The 14827-nt window shown below is 65.1% G+C and carries 17 protein-coding genes; 10 read left to right on the top strand and 7 right to left on the bottom strand.

Going from position 1 to position 14827, the window contains the following annotated elements; all coding sequences use genetic code 11:
- The first annotated feature begins 103 nt into the window (after window positions 1-103).
- The 4 genes from H7J93_RS06125 to H7J93_RS06140 are packed head-to-tail and all read left to right on the top strand — an operon-like array spanning window position 104 to window position 4153.
- Window positions 104-1501 carry a class I adenylate-forming enzyme family protein gene (locus H7J93_RS06125; protein ID WP_267305406.1) on the top strand — a complete coding sequence of 466 codons (1398 nt, stop codon included), beginning with the start codon at window positions 104-106 and terminating at the stop codon, window positions 1499-1501.
- Window positions 1486-2301 carry an acyl-CoA dehydrogenase family protein gene (locus tag H7J93_RS06130; RefSeq protein WP_267305407.1) on the top strand — a complete coding sequence of 272 codons (816 nt, stop codon included), beginning with the start codon at window positions 1486-1488 and terminating at the stop codon, window positions 2299-2301. Before H7J93_RS06125 ends, H7J93_RS06130 begins: the two co-directional genes overlap by 16 nt.
- Complete coding sequence (locus H7J93_RS06135; protein WP_267305408.1) at window positions 2288-3385, top strand: acyl-CoA dehydrogenase family protein; 1098 nt, start codon at window positions 2288-2290, stop codon at window positions 3383-3385. The genes H7J93_RS06130 and H7J93_RS06135 overlap by 14 nt, the downstream gene beginning before the upstream one ends.
- Window positions 3386-4153, top strand: a complete 768-nt coding sequence (locus H7J93_RS06140; RefSeq protein ID WP_267305409.1) for an enoyl-CoA hydratase/isomerase family protein — start codon at window positions 3386-3388, stop codon at window positions 4151-4153. It abuts the gene before it with no gap.
- A gap of 71 nt (window positions 4154-4224) precedes the next feature.
- On the opposite strand, the gene H7J93_RS06145 is transcribed toward H7J93_RS06140, so the two are convergent.
- Entirely contained in the window at window positions 4225-4971 is a 747-nt protein-coding gene (locus H7J93_RS06145; RefSeq protein WP_267305410.1) for an SDR family NAD(P)-dependent oxidoreductase, read from the bottom strand.
- Window positions 4968-5732 carry an SDR family NAD(P)-dependent oxidoreductase gene (locus H7J93_RS06150; RefSeq protein ID WP_267305411.1) on the bottom strand — a complete coding sequence of 255 codons (765 nt, stop codon included), beginning with the start codon at window positions 5730-5732 and terminating at the stop codon, window positions 4968-4970. The genes H7J93_RS06145 and H7J93_RS06150 overlap by 4 nt, the downstream gene beginning before the upstream one ends.
- A 95-nt stretch (window positions 5733-5827) precedes the next feature.
- Between H7J93_RS06150 and meaB the strand changes: the two genes are divergently transcribed.
- The gene (gene meaB, locus H7J93_RS06155) at window positions 5828-6697 is read left to right on the top strand and encodes a methylmalonyl Co-A mutase-associated GTPase MeaB (protein WP_267305412.1); all 870 of its coding nucleotides are present in this window, start codon (window positions 5828-5830) and stop codon (window positions 6695-6697) included.
- Here meaB and H7J93_RS06160 read toward each other — a convergent pair.
- The 3 genes from H7J93_RS06160 to H7J93_RS06170 form a co-directional block, all read right to left on the bottom strand.
- Complete coding sequence (locus tag H7J93_RS06160; RefSeq protein WP_267305413.1) at window positions 6694-7158, bottom strand: nuclear transport factor 2 family protein; 465 nt, start codon at window positions 7156-7158, stop codon at window positions 6694-6696. The two genes, meaB and H7J93_RS06160, sit on opposite strands and share 4 nt — an antisense overlap.
- Window positions 7155-7739, bottom strand: coding sequence for a TetR/AcrR family transcriptional regulator (locus H7J93_RS06165; protein ID WP_267305414.1), 585 nt, complete (start codon window positions 7737-7739; stop codon window positions 7155-7157). Before H7J93_RS06165 ends, H7J93_RS06160 begins: the two co-directional genes overlap by 4 nt.
- 103 nt (window positions 7740-7842) lie before the next feature.
- Window positions 7843-8499, bottom strand: a complete 657-nt coding sequence (locus tag H7J93_RS06170) for a TetR/AcrR family transcriptional regulator (protein ID WP_267305415.1) — start codon at window positions 8497-8499, stop codon at window positions 7843-7845.
- A gap of 53 nt (window positions 8500-8552) precedes the next feature.
- Here H7J93_RS06170 and H7J93_RS06175 point away from each other — a divergent pair, with 53 nt between their 5' ends.
- The 5 genes from H7J93_RS06175 to H7J93_RS06195 all read left to right on the top strand — a co-directional run bounded on the left by H7J93_RS06175 (window position 8553) and on the right by H7J93_RS06195 (window position 12354).
- Window positions 8553-9860: a glycosyltransferase gene (locus H7J93_RS06175; protein ID WP_267305416.1), complete on the top strand. Its 1308-nt coding sequence runs from the start codon at window positions 8553-8555 to the stop codon at window positions 9858-9860.
- Window positions 9861-9935: 75 nt separating this feature from the next.
- The gene (locus H7J93_RS06180) at window positions 9936-10637 is read left to right on the top strand and encodes a hypothetical protein (protein ID WP_267305417.1); all 702 of its coding nucleotides are present in this window, start codon (window positions 9936-9938) and stop codon (window positions 10635-10637) included.
- Entirely contained in the window at window positions 10634-11461 is an 828-nt protein-coding gene (locus H7J93_RS06185) for a hypothetical protein (protein ID WP_267305418.1), read from the top strand. The genes H7J93_RS06180 and H7J93_RS06185 overlap by 4 nt, the downstream gene beginning before the upstream one ends.
- Complete coding sequence (locus H7J93_RS06190) at window positions 11458-12054, top strand: cytochrome c oxidase subunit 3 (protein ID WP_267305419.1); 597 nt, start codon at window positions 11458-11460, stop codon at window positions 12052-12054. The genes H7J93_RS06185 and H7J93_RS06190 overlap by 4 nt, the downstream gene beginning before the upstream one ends.
- Before the next feature lie 3 nt (window positions 12055-12057).
- On the top strand, window positions 12058-12354 hold the full coding sequence (locus H7J93_RS06195; RefSeq protein WP_267305420.1) for a cytochrome C oxidase subunit IV family protein: 297 nt from the start codon (window positions 12058-12060) through the stop codon (window positions 12352-12354).
- A gap of 70 nt (window positions 12355-12424) precedes the next feature.
- Here the strand turns inward: H7J93_RS06195 and H7J93_RS06200 are convergent, their stop codons facing one another.
- On the bottom strand, window positions 12425-14035 hold the full coding sequence (locus H7J93_RS06200) for an FAD-dependent oxidoreductase (protein ID WP_267305421.1): 1611 nt from the start codon (window positions 14033-14035) through the stop codon (window positions 12425-12427).
- A 29-nt stretch (window positions 14036-14064) separates the two neighbouring features.
- Window positions 14065-14793: an IclR family transcriptional regulator gene (locus H7J93_RS06205; RefSeq protein ID WP_267305422.1), complete on the bottom strand. Its 729-nt coding sequence runs from the start codon at window positions 14791-14793 to the stop codon at window positions 14065-14067.
- Window positions 14794-14827: the final 34 nt, after the last annotated feature.

The following is a 14827-nucleotide window of genomic DNA, read 5'->3' on the forward strand; positions in this document are numbered from 1 at the left end:
TGGCACATTGGTTCTGTCAATTAGAGAATACCATTCTCGTTAAATGATACGCTATTCTCAAATTCGCGTCATGACGGACGGCAGCGGCGAGTGAGGACAGGCTGTGGGTGAGGCGATCGCGCTCGCTTTCGAGGAGCGTGAGTACACGCTGTCCGAACTCGACGCGCTGGCCGGCGGCATGGCCGGCACCCTCGAGCAACACGGCGTCGGGCAAGGCGACCGGGTCGCGCTGATGTCGTCGAATCGGCCCGAATTCGTCATCGCGCTGCGGGCCGTCTGGCAGCTGGGCGCATCGGCGGTCCTGCTCAGCCCGGCGTGGAAGCGCACCGAGGTCGAGCATGCCCTCATCCTGACCAGGCCGACATATGCGGTCGGTGACCATCCGGTGCTCGCCGAGTTGATGTCGATGCTGTCGTTGGATCAGCCGATCACGCCCGGCCATCGGGCCGTCGAACCGCAGGCGCCCGAGTCCGATGCGCTCTTCGTCTTCAGTTCGGGCACCACCGGTATGCCCAAGGCGGTGCGCCATACGCACGGCTCGTTCGCGGTGGCGGTGCGGCACTGGCGCGATGCGCTGGGCCTGTCCGCGGCGGATCGTATGCAGATCATGACGCCGCCCTCGCACATCCTCGGGCTGCTCAACATCGCGATGGCGCTCGACACGGGCACCTGGATCCGGTTGCACAGCCGCTTCGACATCGACCAGATGCTGCGGCACATCGAGTCCGACCGGATCACCATCGAGATGGCCGTGGCACCGATCGCCTTGGCGCTGGCAGCACATCCCAACCTCGAGAAGTACGACCTGTCCTCACTGCGGTATGTGATGTGGTGTGCCACCCCGGTCACCGAGAGCGTCGCCGACGTCGTCACGCGCCGGACGGGGGTGAACTGGGTGACCGCATACGGCGCCAGTGAGCTGCCGGTGATCTCGTGCAATGAGTTGACCGGCGCCCGCCTCGACACCGTGGGGCGTGCCGTCCCGGGTGTCGACCTGCGAGTGGTGTCGCTGGAGACCGGCCAGGTGGTGGCGCCGGGCGAACCCGGGGAGATCCAGGTGCGGTCCGACACCGTGATGGCCGGGTATCTGCCGGATTCGGCCACCCCCGAAGCCTTTTCGGACGGCTGGTATAGGACAGGCGACGTCGGCTACCTAGACGCCGAGGGCTGGTTGCGGATCACCGACCGCTCAAAGGAAATGATCAAGGTGCGCGGCTTTCAGGTCGCACCTGCCGAGATCGAAGCCGTGCTGCACAGCCATCCGGCGGTCGAGGATTGCGCTGTGTTCGGCGTACCCGATCCGGCGAACGGCGAGGCGATCGTCGCTGCGGTCAAGACGTCCGCCTCCGTCGACGCCCAGGAGCTTGCTGCCCTCATCGGCGATCGGCTCGCCTCGTACAAACGACCCAGCCAAATCACGTTCGTGGACGAAATACCTCGTCTGCCATCAGGAAAGGTATTGCGTCGAGTGTTGAAGGAGCGTCTGTGGACGTCCGTCTGACAAGTGAACAACAACAGTTGCGCGACGCCGCGGCCAAGCTCGCCGACGATCTCGGCCCTGGCTCGGTCGCCGACCTCGACGACGAGAGTCGGCGCGTTCGGCTGGAGAAGGCCGTCGAGGACACGGGTTTTCGCACGCTGCGCTCCGATGGCGCATCCGGTGTCGAGGTGGCCATCGTCGCCGAGGAGTTCGCACGCGGCCTGGTCGACGTGCCGTTCATCGGACCGGTGCTTGCCGACGACCTGCGGCGTGCACTGGGGCACGAGCCGTCGGCCGCCCCGGCGGATGATGAAGCCGTCGACCTGACGAAAAGCCTTGCCGGAGTGATCGAATCGCCCCTCGAACTCGGCGAGTTGACGGAGGAGGACGCCGGCCGGTGGCGTGCACTCGCACTCACCGTGACCTGTGCCGACCTGGTGGGCGCCGCGCGCGGCGCGCATACGCTGGCGTGCGAGTACGCCAAGGTCCGCGAACAGTACGGCGCGACCATCGGCTCCTATCAGGCGATCGGCCACCTGCTGGCCGAGAGCCTTGCTCTCATCGAGGGATCGATCAGTGTGCTGCGCCACGCCGCGTGGGCGGTCGATGAACTGCCGAGCGCGGAGGCCATCGAGGTGGCGCGGGTGGCCAAGATCTACTGTGCGCGTGCGGCGCTGACCGTGTGCGAAACTTCGATCCAGGTGCACGGCGGTATCGGCAACACCTGGGAGTGCCTTGCCCACGTCTACCTACGGCGGGTGCTGTCCGCCACCGAGACGTGGCCCGTCAAGCTGGAGGAGCTGACCATTGGATTTCCGTGATTCGCCGGAGGAAGCCGCGTTCCGGGAACGGCTGCGCGCCTGGCTGATCGAACAGAAGGGCAAGTTCCCGACGTCGGGCGACGAATACTGGGCCGCCCAAGGCGAGTGGCACCAGGCGCTGTATCAGGCCGGCTTTTTCGGTACGTCGTGGCCGAAGGAATACGGTGGCCAGGATCTGCCTCCGGTGTACGACGTCATCGTCGACGAGGAGATCGCCAAGGCGGGGGCCCCCGCGCGCCCGAGCCTGGGGTATCTGGTCGTGGCGTTTGGCCATCATGGAAGCAAGGAACTGCAGCAGCGATTCCTGCCCGGCATGATCAACGGCACCGAGCGGTGGTGCCAGGGCTTCTCGGAGCCCGGCGCCGGTTCGGATCTCGCCTCGCTGACCACGACGGCCACCCGCGACGGCGGGGATTCCGGGGAGTACGTGATCCACGGTCACAAGATCTGGACGAGCTACTCCGATGTCGCCGACTGGTGTCTGTTGCTGGCGAGGACTGACAAGGATGTGCCGAAGCATCGCGGGATCTCGGCGTTCGTCGTTTCGATGCATCAGCCCGGTGTTGAGCAGCGGCCTCTGAAGATGATCAGCGGCGTCACCAAGGAATTCGGCCAGGTGACCTTCGACGGCGCGCGTGTCCCGGCCGAGAATCTGGTCGGCAGCCTCGGGGAGGGCTGGAAGCTCGCGATGACGGTCGTCAGCCATGAGCGCGAACCGTCGACGCTTGGCTTCTCCGCGCGCTATGGGAAACTGGTGCGCCAGTTGGCATCCCGGGTGGACGGCACGCCGCCCGAAGAGTTGGCATGGGCGTGGGTGCAGACCGAAATGCTCAGGTTGCACGTGCGCCGACGGCTCTCCGAACAACTCGACGGCATGACGCACGGGCCGCAGGGCTCGCTGGACAAGCTGTTGATGACCTGGGTCGAGCAGTCCGTCGGCCATGCGGCGCTCGCTACTGTGGGCACCAGTGATCCCGAACTGTTCGGCGCCTACATGTACAGCCGTGCGCAGAGCGTGATGGGCGGAACGTCACAGATTCAGAAGAACATCATCGCTTCGCGGATTCTCGGATTAGGAGTCTAGATGTACGGAATGCCGGACGAGATCGACGTCAAGGCCGACGGCGGCCTGCGGATCATCACGCTCAACCGCCCGGATGAGCTCAATGCGGTCAACGATCCGTTGCACGTGGGATTGGCCAAGATCTGGGAAGAGCTCAATGAGGACACCTCCGCCCGGGCCGCGGTGATCACCGGTGCGGGACGGGCCTTTTCGGCCGGCGGCGACTTCAACTACCTCGACGAGTTGCGCAACGACGAAGCGCTGCGTCAGAAGACGATCAAGCATGGGCGCGACCTCGTCATCGGTATGGTGCGATGCCGGATCCCGGTGATCGCCGCCGTCAACGGTCCAGCCGTCGGGCTGGGCTGCAGCCTGGCGGCCCTTTCGGACATCGTGTACATGGCCGAGAACGCATTCTTCGCCGATCCGCATGTGTCGATCGGGTTGGTGGCCGCCGACGGTGGGCCCTTGGTGTGGCCGTCGCAGATAAGTCTGTTGCACGCCAAGGAATTCGCGTTCACCGGCATCCGGATCAAGGCCGCGCGAGCGCTCGAACTGGGAATGGCCAACCACGTCGTTGCCGATCCGCTGGCCGAGGCGATCGCGTGCGCGACGAAGATCATGGAGTTGCCGCAGCAGGCGCTCGAGAGCACCAAGCGGCTGATGAACCTGCAACTCGAGAAGTCGGTGATGGCGTCACTGGACTACGCGAACCTCTCCGAATACGTGTCGTTCGGGACTGCCGACTTCAACAAGATCGTCGACGGGCTGATCGCGAAGGACAAGTAGCGGATCCCGCGAGAAGACGCGAACACACCCAATTTGGGGGCATTTTAGGGGGATTTCGCGTCTGCTCGCCGTTAAAAGGTGAGCTCTTCGGAACGCTGGATGGTGCCGGTGACACCGCCTGCGTCCTGCTGGGCCAGCCGCACCGCGGCGTCGGCCATCGCCTCCGGTGGCTCGACCATCTCGGGCGGGATCTCCATGCCGCCGCCTCCGGCCTGCCATCCCTCGGTGAGGACGACCCGCGACGGGCTCAGGCAGTTCACGGCGATGTTGTCGGCCTTGAGGTCGGCGGCCAAGCCGAGGTACAGGCGCTCGACCCCGGCCTTGGACACCCAGTAGGCGTTGGCGCCGTGCTCGATCATCCCGACGCCGGTCGTGGTGATCGCCACCAGCGAGCCGCCGCCGCGCGCTTTCACATGCGGTATGACGGCCTTCGTCACCAGGAACACCCCGGTGAGGTTGACGTTGAGGCACAACTGCCACCGCTTCAGCGGCGTCGACTCGATCGGGCCGAGCCCCAGCACCCCGGCGTTGGCGATCAGGATGTCGATGCCGCCGAACTCCGAAACCGTTGTAGCGACGGCATTCTCTACAGACTCCTCGCTGGAGACGTCGCAGTGCACCGGCAGGGCTCGGCCGCCGGCTGAGGCGATGCGCTCGGCGACGCCATGAATCGTGCCGGGTACCTTGCCCTCCTGCTCCGAACGCGCCGCGACGGCCACCGCCGCACCCTCGCGGGCCAGCGCCGTGGCGATCGTCGCTCCGATACCGCGGCTGGCTCCGGCGACGAAGGCCACCTTGCCTGCCAGCGATCCGGTCACTTCGGCGGGAACCGTAATGCTCCGTCGAGGCGAATGATCTCGCCGTTGAGGTAGTCGTTCTCGACGATGCTCTGGGCCAGTTGGGCGTATTCCGTCGACCGGCCCATGCGCTTGGGGAATGGCACCTGCGGACCCCAGTACTGCTCGAGTTGGTCGGCCGCCTTGCCGTACGCAGGTGTGTTGATGGTGCCTGGCGCAATGGTGACGACGCGGATACCCAACGGCGAGAGGTCGCGTGCCGCAACGAGTGTCATGCCGAGCACGCCACCCTTGGCTGCCGAGTAGGGGAGTTGGCCGATCTGCCCCTCAAAGCCGGCGATCGAGGCGGTGTTGATGATGACGCCCCTGCCGCCCTCGTCGAGCGGCTCCGACTTGGCGATCTCGGCCGCCGACAGGCGCATCACGTTGAAGACTGCGGTCAGATAGAACTCGATCGTCTTCTTGAAGCCATCGAGATCGAGCGGCGACCCGTCCTTACCGATGAGCCTGCCGCCACTGGCGGGGCCGCCGTGGGTGTCGACCGAGATGCGCAGCGGGGCGAGGGAGGCGGCTTCGGCGATGGCCGCATTGACCGACTCCTCGGACGTGGCGTCGGTGCGGACATAGCGCACACCGAGTTCACCCTCCAACTCCTTGCCCTTGTCGTCGGCCAGGTCGGCGACCACGACCTTGGCGCCAGCACCGTGCAGGCGCCGGACCGTCGCCTCGCCAAGGCCACCTGCGCCTCCGACAACAATCGCCGAGCTACCTGCGATTTGCATGTGATTCCCCTTCTTGCAACTGGCACTCTCGGACTGTGAGAATATCATTCTCATGTGTTCCGAGACAGAGATGCCTGCTCCGTAAGCTGTACGGAATGACCATCGACGAGCTCATCGAGGCGGCGCGCAGTGGGTCCACCCGCGCGGCCGGCCGACTGCTGAGCCTGGTCGAAAGTCCGAGGCGCGGCGAGGTGCTCGATTCGCTCGGCCCGGTCCAGGCCCCACGCGTGATCGGGGTGACCGGCCCGCCCGGAGCGGGGAAGTCGACGACGGTCGGGGCACTGGTCAGCGCGTACCGCGAACGCCAGATGCGCGTGGCGGTACTCGCGGTTGATCCGTCGTCGCCCTACAGCGGGGGAGCGCTGCTGGGCGACCGGATCCGAATGGCCGCGCACATCAACGACTCCGACGTGCTCATTCGATCGGTGGCGGCGCGCGGCCACCTCGGTGGGTTGGCCGCCGCGGTGCCGGCCGCCATCCGGCTGCTCGCCGCGTTGTCCTACGACCTGGTGGTGTTGGAGACGGTCGGTGTCGGCCAGTCGGAGATCGAGATCGCCGCCATCGCGGACCCGACGATCGTCATCCTCAATCCCGGTGCGGGCGACGCGGTTCAGGCGGCCAAAGCCGGCCTGCTCGAGGTCGCCGACATCGTGGTCGTCAACAAGGCCGATCGCGAGGGGGCCGACCAGACGGTGCGCGACCTGAAGGCGGAGACCAAGGCGCCGATCCTGAAACTCGTTGCCGCAGAAGGGCAAGGCATACCCGAGTTGGTCGACGCCATCGAGGTCCACCATCGCACCGACAGCCCGGAACGCCGAATTGCGCGCGCACGCGCGCAGATCCTGTCGCTGGCGCAGACGCGATTGCGGAGTCATCCCGAGCTGGATCGCCTCGCAGGACAGGTTGCCGAAGGTGGGTCGGATCCCTATGCCGCGACCGAGCAGTTGTTCACCGTCGACCCTTAGCCGATTGCGGGGACGTCGGTCGGGAACGGCTGCGTCGTCACAGTCCCGTCGGTGTTCCGCATCAGCGCGTCGTAACGACGGTGCAGGATCAACCACGTGTCGCCGTCGCGGACATACTCGTCGTGATACACGCCCGAGATGATCAAGTTGACGCCCTCGGCGCGTTGGCCGGTCTCCTGAACGAACCAACGGCCTACGGCGCGTTTGGAATTGAAATTGTCGACGACGACCACCCCGGACAGCATCGCCTGCAGAAAGACGTTCCAGCCGTCGAGCATCGAGGTGAAGAACGCGACCATCGCATCGCGTCCTTCGAAACGACCCAGCTCCGGTGCGTACCACGTGCCCTCGGCTGTGAACGTGCCCGCGACGCCGGCCGGGTCACGACGCGAGGCGGCATCGGCGTACCGGTTCACCAGGTTGCGAATCGCTTGATCATCCGTATTGTGCGGCAACATCATTCGGGTAGACCCAGCATGCGACTGGTCATCTGCTTCAACTGAGTGCGCAGGGTCTCACCGTCGACGTCGGCGAGCAGTGGGTGCATGACGGCGACGCTGATCGCACTCGAGAGCATCGCCGCATGCAGACGCGCCTCGACGCCGGCCTCCGTCCCGAGCAGCGCGGCGTACAGTCGCTCGATGAACCGCTGGAACGGTTGATACTCGGCCTGCAGCCGGATGATCACCGGATCGAACATCGGCACGCGGAACGCGTCGCGCCGGTCGATGGCCTGCTCGACCATCCGATCGAGCAGCACGGCGCGTGCTCTCACCGGATGTCCTTCGGCCTCGGCCGCTTCCAGCACATCTTCGAGCTTGCTCATCTCGCGCTCGGTGATGGCGATGACGATCTCTTCCTTGGTCTTGAACTGGCGGTACACCGCCGCCTTCGTCACGCCCATCGCGTCGGCGATCATCTGCAGCGACGTCCCGCTGACACCGTGCTCGGCGATCAGCTTCAACGCCGCATCCAGGACGCGGGTCTGCGCGGCGGTACGGGTGATCTCACTGAACTTGAGGTCATCCTGTGTGGATGTCACGGGTCGAGAGTAGCCGAGCAAGTTGCCGATCGGCTACTCACCGTTCTCCTGCGATTTGTGTGCGTTTCGGAGCGCTCACCGCTCGCGAACGCACACAAATCGCTCAGGGTGCGACGAGGACTGACTCGGCGAGCATCCGACGACACCACCGTCGGTAGTCATCGACGCTCCAGCCGTGGCGGCTGGTGAGCCGCAGGTATGTCTCGATGCTGCAGAACACCGTTGTCGTGGCGACGAGTTCATCGAATGGGATATCGGTGCGGATCCATCCGCGGGTGCGAAACACCTCGAGGACCCGCTGAGACTGCAGGTTGATGCTGACGAGTAAGTCGTTCAGGTACCGCTCGAGTTCGGGATCGCCGTTGGCTCCGCCGTACAGTGCGGGCGCGAGGGGCGCGGTGCGGATGTGGACATCGGTGACGGTGTCGACCACCAAATCCAGTGCCTCGTCGAAATCGTCGATCGTCAACAGGTGGCGCCCCACGTCGAGGTTGAGCACGTTCTCTTCGCCGGCCACACCGAAACCGGCGTACTGGATCGCGGCGATCAGCAGCGCCGCCTTGGGACCCTGACCCTGAACGGTCTCGGCTGACACCCCAGCCGATGCGGCAATCTTCGCCAGGGTCGTCCGCGCATAACCGTCGGTGGCGAACAGGTCCGCCGCCGCAGCGAGGATCCGCGACCGCGTCGCCTCGGCCTGTTGTTGGCGCAGCTCCGATCGATAGCGACGGGGACGGTCAGCTATTGACTTGGGTGACACAGTAATGAATACTACACCACAGTAGGCATTCGCCGGGGAGGCGGTGGGACGCGATGTCATCGATATTGATCGTCGGATTTTCCGCACACGGTCACGTAGCCCCCCTGCTGGCCGCCGCTGAAAACTTCGTGAAGCGCGGCGACGACGTTCGCTTCATCACCGGTGCGCTGTTCGCCGACAAGGTTGCCGCCTCTGGTGCGACGTATATACCTGTGCATCCGGACGCCGACTTCGACGAGCAACCGCTGAACGAGCGATTTCCCGAACGCGCCGCGCTTACAGGGCGGAAGGCCATTGCCTTCGATATCGAGCAGGTCTTCGCCAAGCCTGCCAGGCCCCAATACGAAACGATCATGGCCGCGCTCGCAGTACGCCCTGCCGACGTGGTCATCGCCGACATCGCTTCGCTCGGCGCGGCGTTCCTCCTCGGTCACCCGCGTCCGGACCGGCCACCGGTGATCATGTGCGGGGTCATCCCGGTTACCCTCCAGAGTCGCGACACCGCCCCGTACGGCATGGGACTGATGCCGGCCGTAATTGGGAACCGAGCGCGAAATGCATTGCTGACAGCCGTTTCTCGTCGCGTCCTGCGCGAGGGGTTTGCAGCCATCGACGCGGCCCACCGACAGGTGCATGGCATCGACATGCCCTTCACGTTCATGGATTGGGGCCGGCACGCTGAGGCCATCGCGCAGTTCTGTGTTCGGTCGTTCGACTACCCGATGTCCGACGCTCCGCCCAACCTCCACTTCATCGGGCCGCTGTCTCCCACGTGTTCGCAGACGCCGGTGCCGGACTGGTGGTCCGATCTGGACGGAAGCCGACCCATCATCCATGTCACGCAGGGGACGATTGCCAACACCGACTACAGCCAAGCCATCGCGCCGACGCTGCGCGCCCTGGCCGACGACGACGTTCTGGTCGTGGTCAGCACGGGCGGTCGACCCGTCGACACCCTGCCGCCGTTGCCTGCCAACGCGCGCGCGGCGACCTTCCTGCCCTACGACGAATTGCTGCCGCGCACTTCGGTTTTGGTGACCAACGGCGGATACGGCGGCGTTCAGTACGCCCTGCGATACGGTGTGCCGATCGTTGCGACCGGCGGTAAAGAGGACAAGCCCGAGGTCGGCGCGCGCGTCGCATGGTCCGGTGTCGGGCGACGTCTCAAAACCGAACATCCGACGCCGAAGGCGATGCGCCACAACATCCTCGCGGTCTTGAACGATCCGCGCTACCGCCAAGCCAGCGGGCGCATCGCGGTGGACATGGCCTCGGCCCCCGGGTTCGCCGGCCTGGCCGACATTGTCGACCGGCTCACCGGCCGACCCGCTGCCGCAGGAGCCGGGACCGCCCAGCATTGACCGCCTAGTTGCCGATCGGCTACCGTGCGAGTTGCCGATCGGCAACTGACGCTACGCATGGGATTAGGTCCGACGATGAAACGACGTGACGGCGAGTTGATCATGCTCTGGGCGTTGCCCGCGATGGTGATCATCTGGGTGTCGGCGTTCCTGCTGTTCCCCGGGTTCCTTCACCCGATGTCGCCGACCATGTCGGCCGAGGAGGTCGCCGGCTTCTACCGCGATGACACCGCGCGGATCCGTTACAGCATGATCCTGTTCAACTGGTTCGGCGTCGGTCTGATCCCCACCGTCATCCTGTTGGCGATGCAGGTACGCAAGATGGCGCACCGGACGCCGATCCTGTCCTTCTGCCTCATCGCTTGCGCGGGCGGGCCGCCGACATTGTTTCTCATCGCGAACATGTTCTGGCTGCTGGGATCTTTCCGGCCCGAGCGTTCCCCCGAACTCACCCAGTTGCTCAACGACCTCGCGTGGGTCACGTTCACCGTCCTGGTGCCCTACCTCATCGCCCAGTGCCTGGTGTTGGCGCTGGCGATCTACTGGGATCGCCAAGACCAACCGGTGTTCCGGCCGTGGGTGGCACACTTCAACCTGCTCGTCGCGGCCGCGCTGGTGCCGGCGGCGTTCGGTGCGGTGACGTTCGAGGGCCCGTTTGCATGGGATGGCGTGTTGACGTTCTGGGTCAAGAACATCGCGATCGCCGTCTGGATCGTGGTGATGGGGGTTGTTCTCGCTCAGAACATTCGCCGGGCGGAAGTTCGTGTGGCCGCATGAGCGCCCCGACGACCGAAGCGGCGCCGCCAAGCGATTCACGGCTGGGCCGTGTGGTCTGGAACTTCCGCTATCACCCCAAGCGCGAGTTGTGGTTCGCGTGGTGGGTGATGGTCGTCTTCTACCAGTTGTACGGTGTGCTGTTCTTCCTCGTGACGCGGGTGCAGCCACCGCCGAGCCCTGACTGGGACACGCCATTGGTGGTGCAGTGGTTCGCCGATCGCCACCTCGGCCTGCTCACCGGGTTCGGCGTCGTGTTCCTGATCTCGGGGATGTGTGCGCCGATGAATGCCCTACTCGCATATTCGATGTGGCGGATGTCGGTCAGTCGCGTCTTCGCGTACTCGTACCTGATCATGTATTCGCTCGCCGCCCTGCCCGGCATGCTTGTGATGGCGATCGCGATGACCGTCGGCGCACTGCGACCGGACCGGGACCCCGAACTGATCGTGTGGATGTATGACTTCGCGTTCCTGTCGTTCAGCGGAACGATGGGGGTCTTCCTGGTCGGTTCAGTGGTCTGGCTGGTGGCGATCCTGCTCGACAAGAACAACGTGTTTCCGAAGTGGTTCGCCTATCTGGGGCTGTGCAATGCGCTGACCGAAGTCGTCGTCGCACCGGCCTGGATTTTCCAGCGCGGCGCATTCGCGTGGAACGGTGCGATCGCGTGGTGGATCAACATGGTCGTATTCATCACCTACACCGCGGCGTTCATCGTGCTATTGCGAAAGATGATCGAGCGCGAGGATTTCTGCACCGGACCGCTGCCTGACCTGCCACCCAAAGGTGTGGCCGAACCTGCCGAATCCGTGGAGACGAGTCGATGACCGACCTCGCTGACGCCGAGTCGAAACGGCTCGAAAACAAGCCGCAACGGCGAGTGCCCGGTCAGCCGGACATGTGGTTGTTCGTGCTTTTCGAAGCTCTGCTGTTCACCGGCTACTTTTCCGTCTACCTGGCCCTGCGCACTCAGAACGAGGACCTCTTCCTGCAATCCCAGGCGGATCTGGACCTACGCATCGGAGTCTTCAACACCATCGTCCTGCTGACGAGTTCGTGGGCGATCGCCCGATGCGTCCGCGCCGCGCGCGACGGTCTGCACCACACGGCGATGACCTACGCATACGTCACCGTCGGTCTCGGCGTCACCTTCGTGATCTCGAAGGTCGTCGAATGGATCCTGGAAATCCGGATGGGGAACACGTTCACCAGCGATGAGTTCTTCCAGCACTACTTCTTCCTCACGTCACTGCACTGCATTCATGTATTGATCGGCTTCATCGTGCTGGGTGTGGTCGTGTATCAGTTGCGGAGTCCGGCGCGACGTTCCCAGGAGCTGGTCGAGACGGGTGCAACATATTGGCACACAGTGGATTTCCTGTGGGTTCTCATCTTCGCAATGCTCTACGTCGTGAGGTGATCGGTGAGCAACACGTTCAACAAGAGGCTGCTGATCGTCTGGTCGATCCTGACGATGTTGACGCTGGTTTACGTCTGGCTGGACAACTCTGCTGACGAGAAGGGCACATTGCACGCCAGCACCGTCGTCACCGTCAGTGCAATCGCGATCGCACTGATCAAGGTGCGCATCATCTTCCGCGAGTTCATGGAGGTACGCCACTCTCCGGTGTGGCTGTGCCGCCTCACCGACGGTTGGGTGGTGCTCGTCGCCTCTTGCCTGCTGGGTAGCTACTTCATCGGCTCAGCTGTCGCCGGCTGACTTCTTCCCGCGAGCAGACGTGAACCCCCCTTTTTCGCCGGCGTGTCGGGGGTTTTTGCGACTGCTCGCGCTAAGAGGTGACCCGCGCGGACACCGCCATCCCTGCGCGGTACCCGAAAACCATTGCGGGGCCGAGCGTCCCACCCGCGCCGCCATAGGCCTTACCCGTCGCGCCTGCCATCGCGTTGCCCGCAGCGAACAGCCCCGGAATGGCCCCGCCGTTGACGTGCAACACCCGGCCGTCGCGATCGGTGCGCGGCCCACCCTTGGTACCCATCGCCCCGATGGATACCGGTACGGCGTAGTACGGCGGCGTGTCGATGGGCCCGAGGGTCTTTCCCGCGGGCGTGGTGGCCTTGTCGTCACCCCAGTACCCGTCGTAAGCGCTTGCGCCGCGGCCGAAATCGGGGTCCTGCTCATGCGCGACGTTCTCGTTCCACGCCTCGAGCGTCGCCGCAAGTCCGGCTGCGTCGATACCCGTCTTCTCGCCCAGCTCCGTCAAGTCGGCCGACGGGGTGAACCAGTCCGGCGCCTCGTCGCCGGGCAGGATGCCGAGGAACCCGTACCGCTTGAGGTGCTGTGAGTCGAAGACGATCCACGCGGGATCGTTGGCGTAACCCTGCTTGGGGTCGAGGTAGTGGAACGGGCCCGCCATCGAGTTGTATTCACCGGCCTCGTTGAGGAATCGCCGGCCCGCGCGGTTGACGATGATGCTTCTGGGCCTGGTGCGTTCGAGTCGGACGCTGCGGCTGCGTGGCTGACCTTCGAACGTGTCGCCGGGCAGCTGGACGATCGGCACCCACCACGCCTCGCCCATATTGGCCAGGTCTGCGCCGTGCGCCATGGCCATCCGCAAGCCGTCGCCGGTGTTGTTCGGCGGTGACACCGCGCCCCGCATCGGGCCCCGCAGATACGCCTCGACCAGCTTCGGGTCCCACTCGAACCCGCCCGTGCCCAGCACTACACCGCGATGCGACCGGACGTTGAACTCCTTGTCGCCCTGAATGATCCGGACGCCGGTGATTCCCAACGCGTCGGCGAAAAGCTCGACGGCGCGGGCATTGGTCTGCGGGACCACCCCCCGGTCGAGCAATCCTTTCAACAGTCCGGCGATCAGGGCGGTGCCCGCCACGCAGTAGTCGCCCGATTCGTCGTCGACCGATGCGTGGATGCGCGCCCGTGTCTCCGCGTCGATGCCGACGTTGCTGAAGTCGGCGGGAAACGACGTGATGCGCTCACTCCACTCGTCGAGCCTGGACCGATCGAACGGTTTGGCGTTCAGCGACCGGCCGCCTCCCGGGCGGCCGCCGGGGAGTTCAGGCTTGTAGTCCGGAAAGCCCTCGGCCACCTCGAACTGCAATTCGCTGTGGGCCTCGACGAAATCGAGCATCTCCGGCCCGGTGCGAACGAACGTCTCCACCAGGTCGTCGTCCATATACCCGAGCGACTGCGCGCGCAGATAGCTCATTGCGTCCTCGACCGTGAGCTCACCTTCGGAGGCGCGGTTGTGCGCCGGGATCCAGATGATGCCCCCGGAAACCGCTGTGGTGCCGCCGACGGTCGCGGCCTTCTCATACACCTCGACGGTGGCCCCGTTGACGGCGGCAGTGAGCGCTGACGTCAGCCCGGCGCCGCCACTGCCGAGCACGACCACGTCGACCTCGTGATCCCAATTGGTCACGTGCTCAATCCTTTCGGCTGAGGCGATCCTCAGGACAGGACCGCGGACAGTTCGTTGGCCGCCTTGATCACCGCGTCTTTACCGCGCATCACCACATCCTCGCGATGGGAAATGAGATTGATGCATGTCGGCGGTGACGGCGGCTGTCTGCGCACGGGAACGGCCAACCCGTAAGTGTTCGGCTCGATCTCACCGTGGGTGATGACCCAGCCCTGCTCGCGGGTCTGCGGGACGAGATCGCGTTCGCCGGGCCGCGGCGGCATGCTCGCCAGCAGCGCGATGCCGGCCGCACCGCGGTCCAGCGGGTAGCGGCTGCCCTCGTGAAAAGCGAGTTGGTAGTACACGTTTGTCGGCACGATCACCGCGATGGCCACCTGCTGGTCGCCCTCGGCCACGAGCAGCGACACCGTGCTGCCGAGTTCGTCGGCCAGCGCGCGCAGCGTAGGCAGACTCAACTGGCGCACATGATTGTCGAACGATGCACCGAGCACCGCCAGCGCAGCGGCCGCCCGGTAGCGGCCGTCCTCTCCCTTGGCCACGAGGCGGTACGCCGACAGCGTGGAAAGCAAGCGGTACGCGATCGTCCGGTGCACGCCGATATCGTCGGCGACCTGTTGTGCCGTCAGCCCCGACCGGGACGTGGCGACCAGCTGCAACGCGGCCAGACCGCGCGCCAATGTCTGTGAGCCGGGCGCACCTGTCGGCGCGGCATTGGCGCTGGCCCCGCCGACCGAATCAGACCCAACCGAACCAGACATCCGACTTCCTGACTTCCTTGACATCTACCACTCA

It is taken from the genome of Mycobacterium barrassiae (assembly GCF_025822765.1).
Taxonomy (GTDB): Bacteria; Actinomycetota; Actinomycetes; order Mycobacteriales; family Mycobacteriaceae; genus Mycobacterium; species Mycobacterium barrassiae.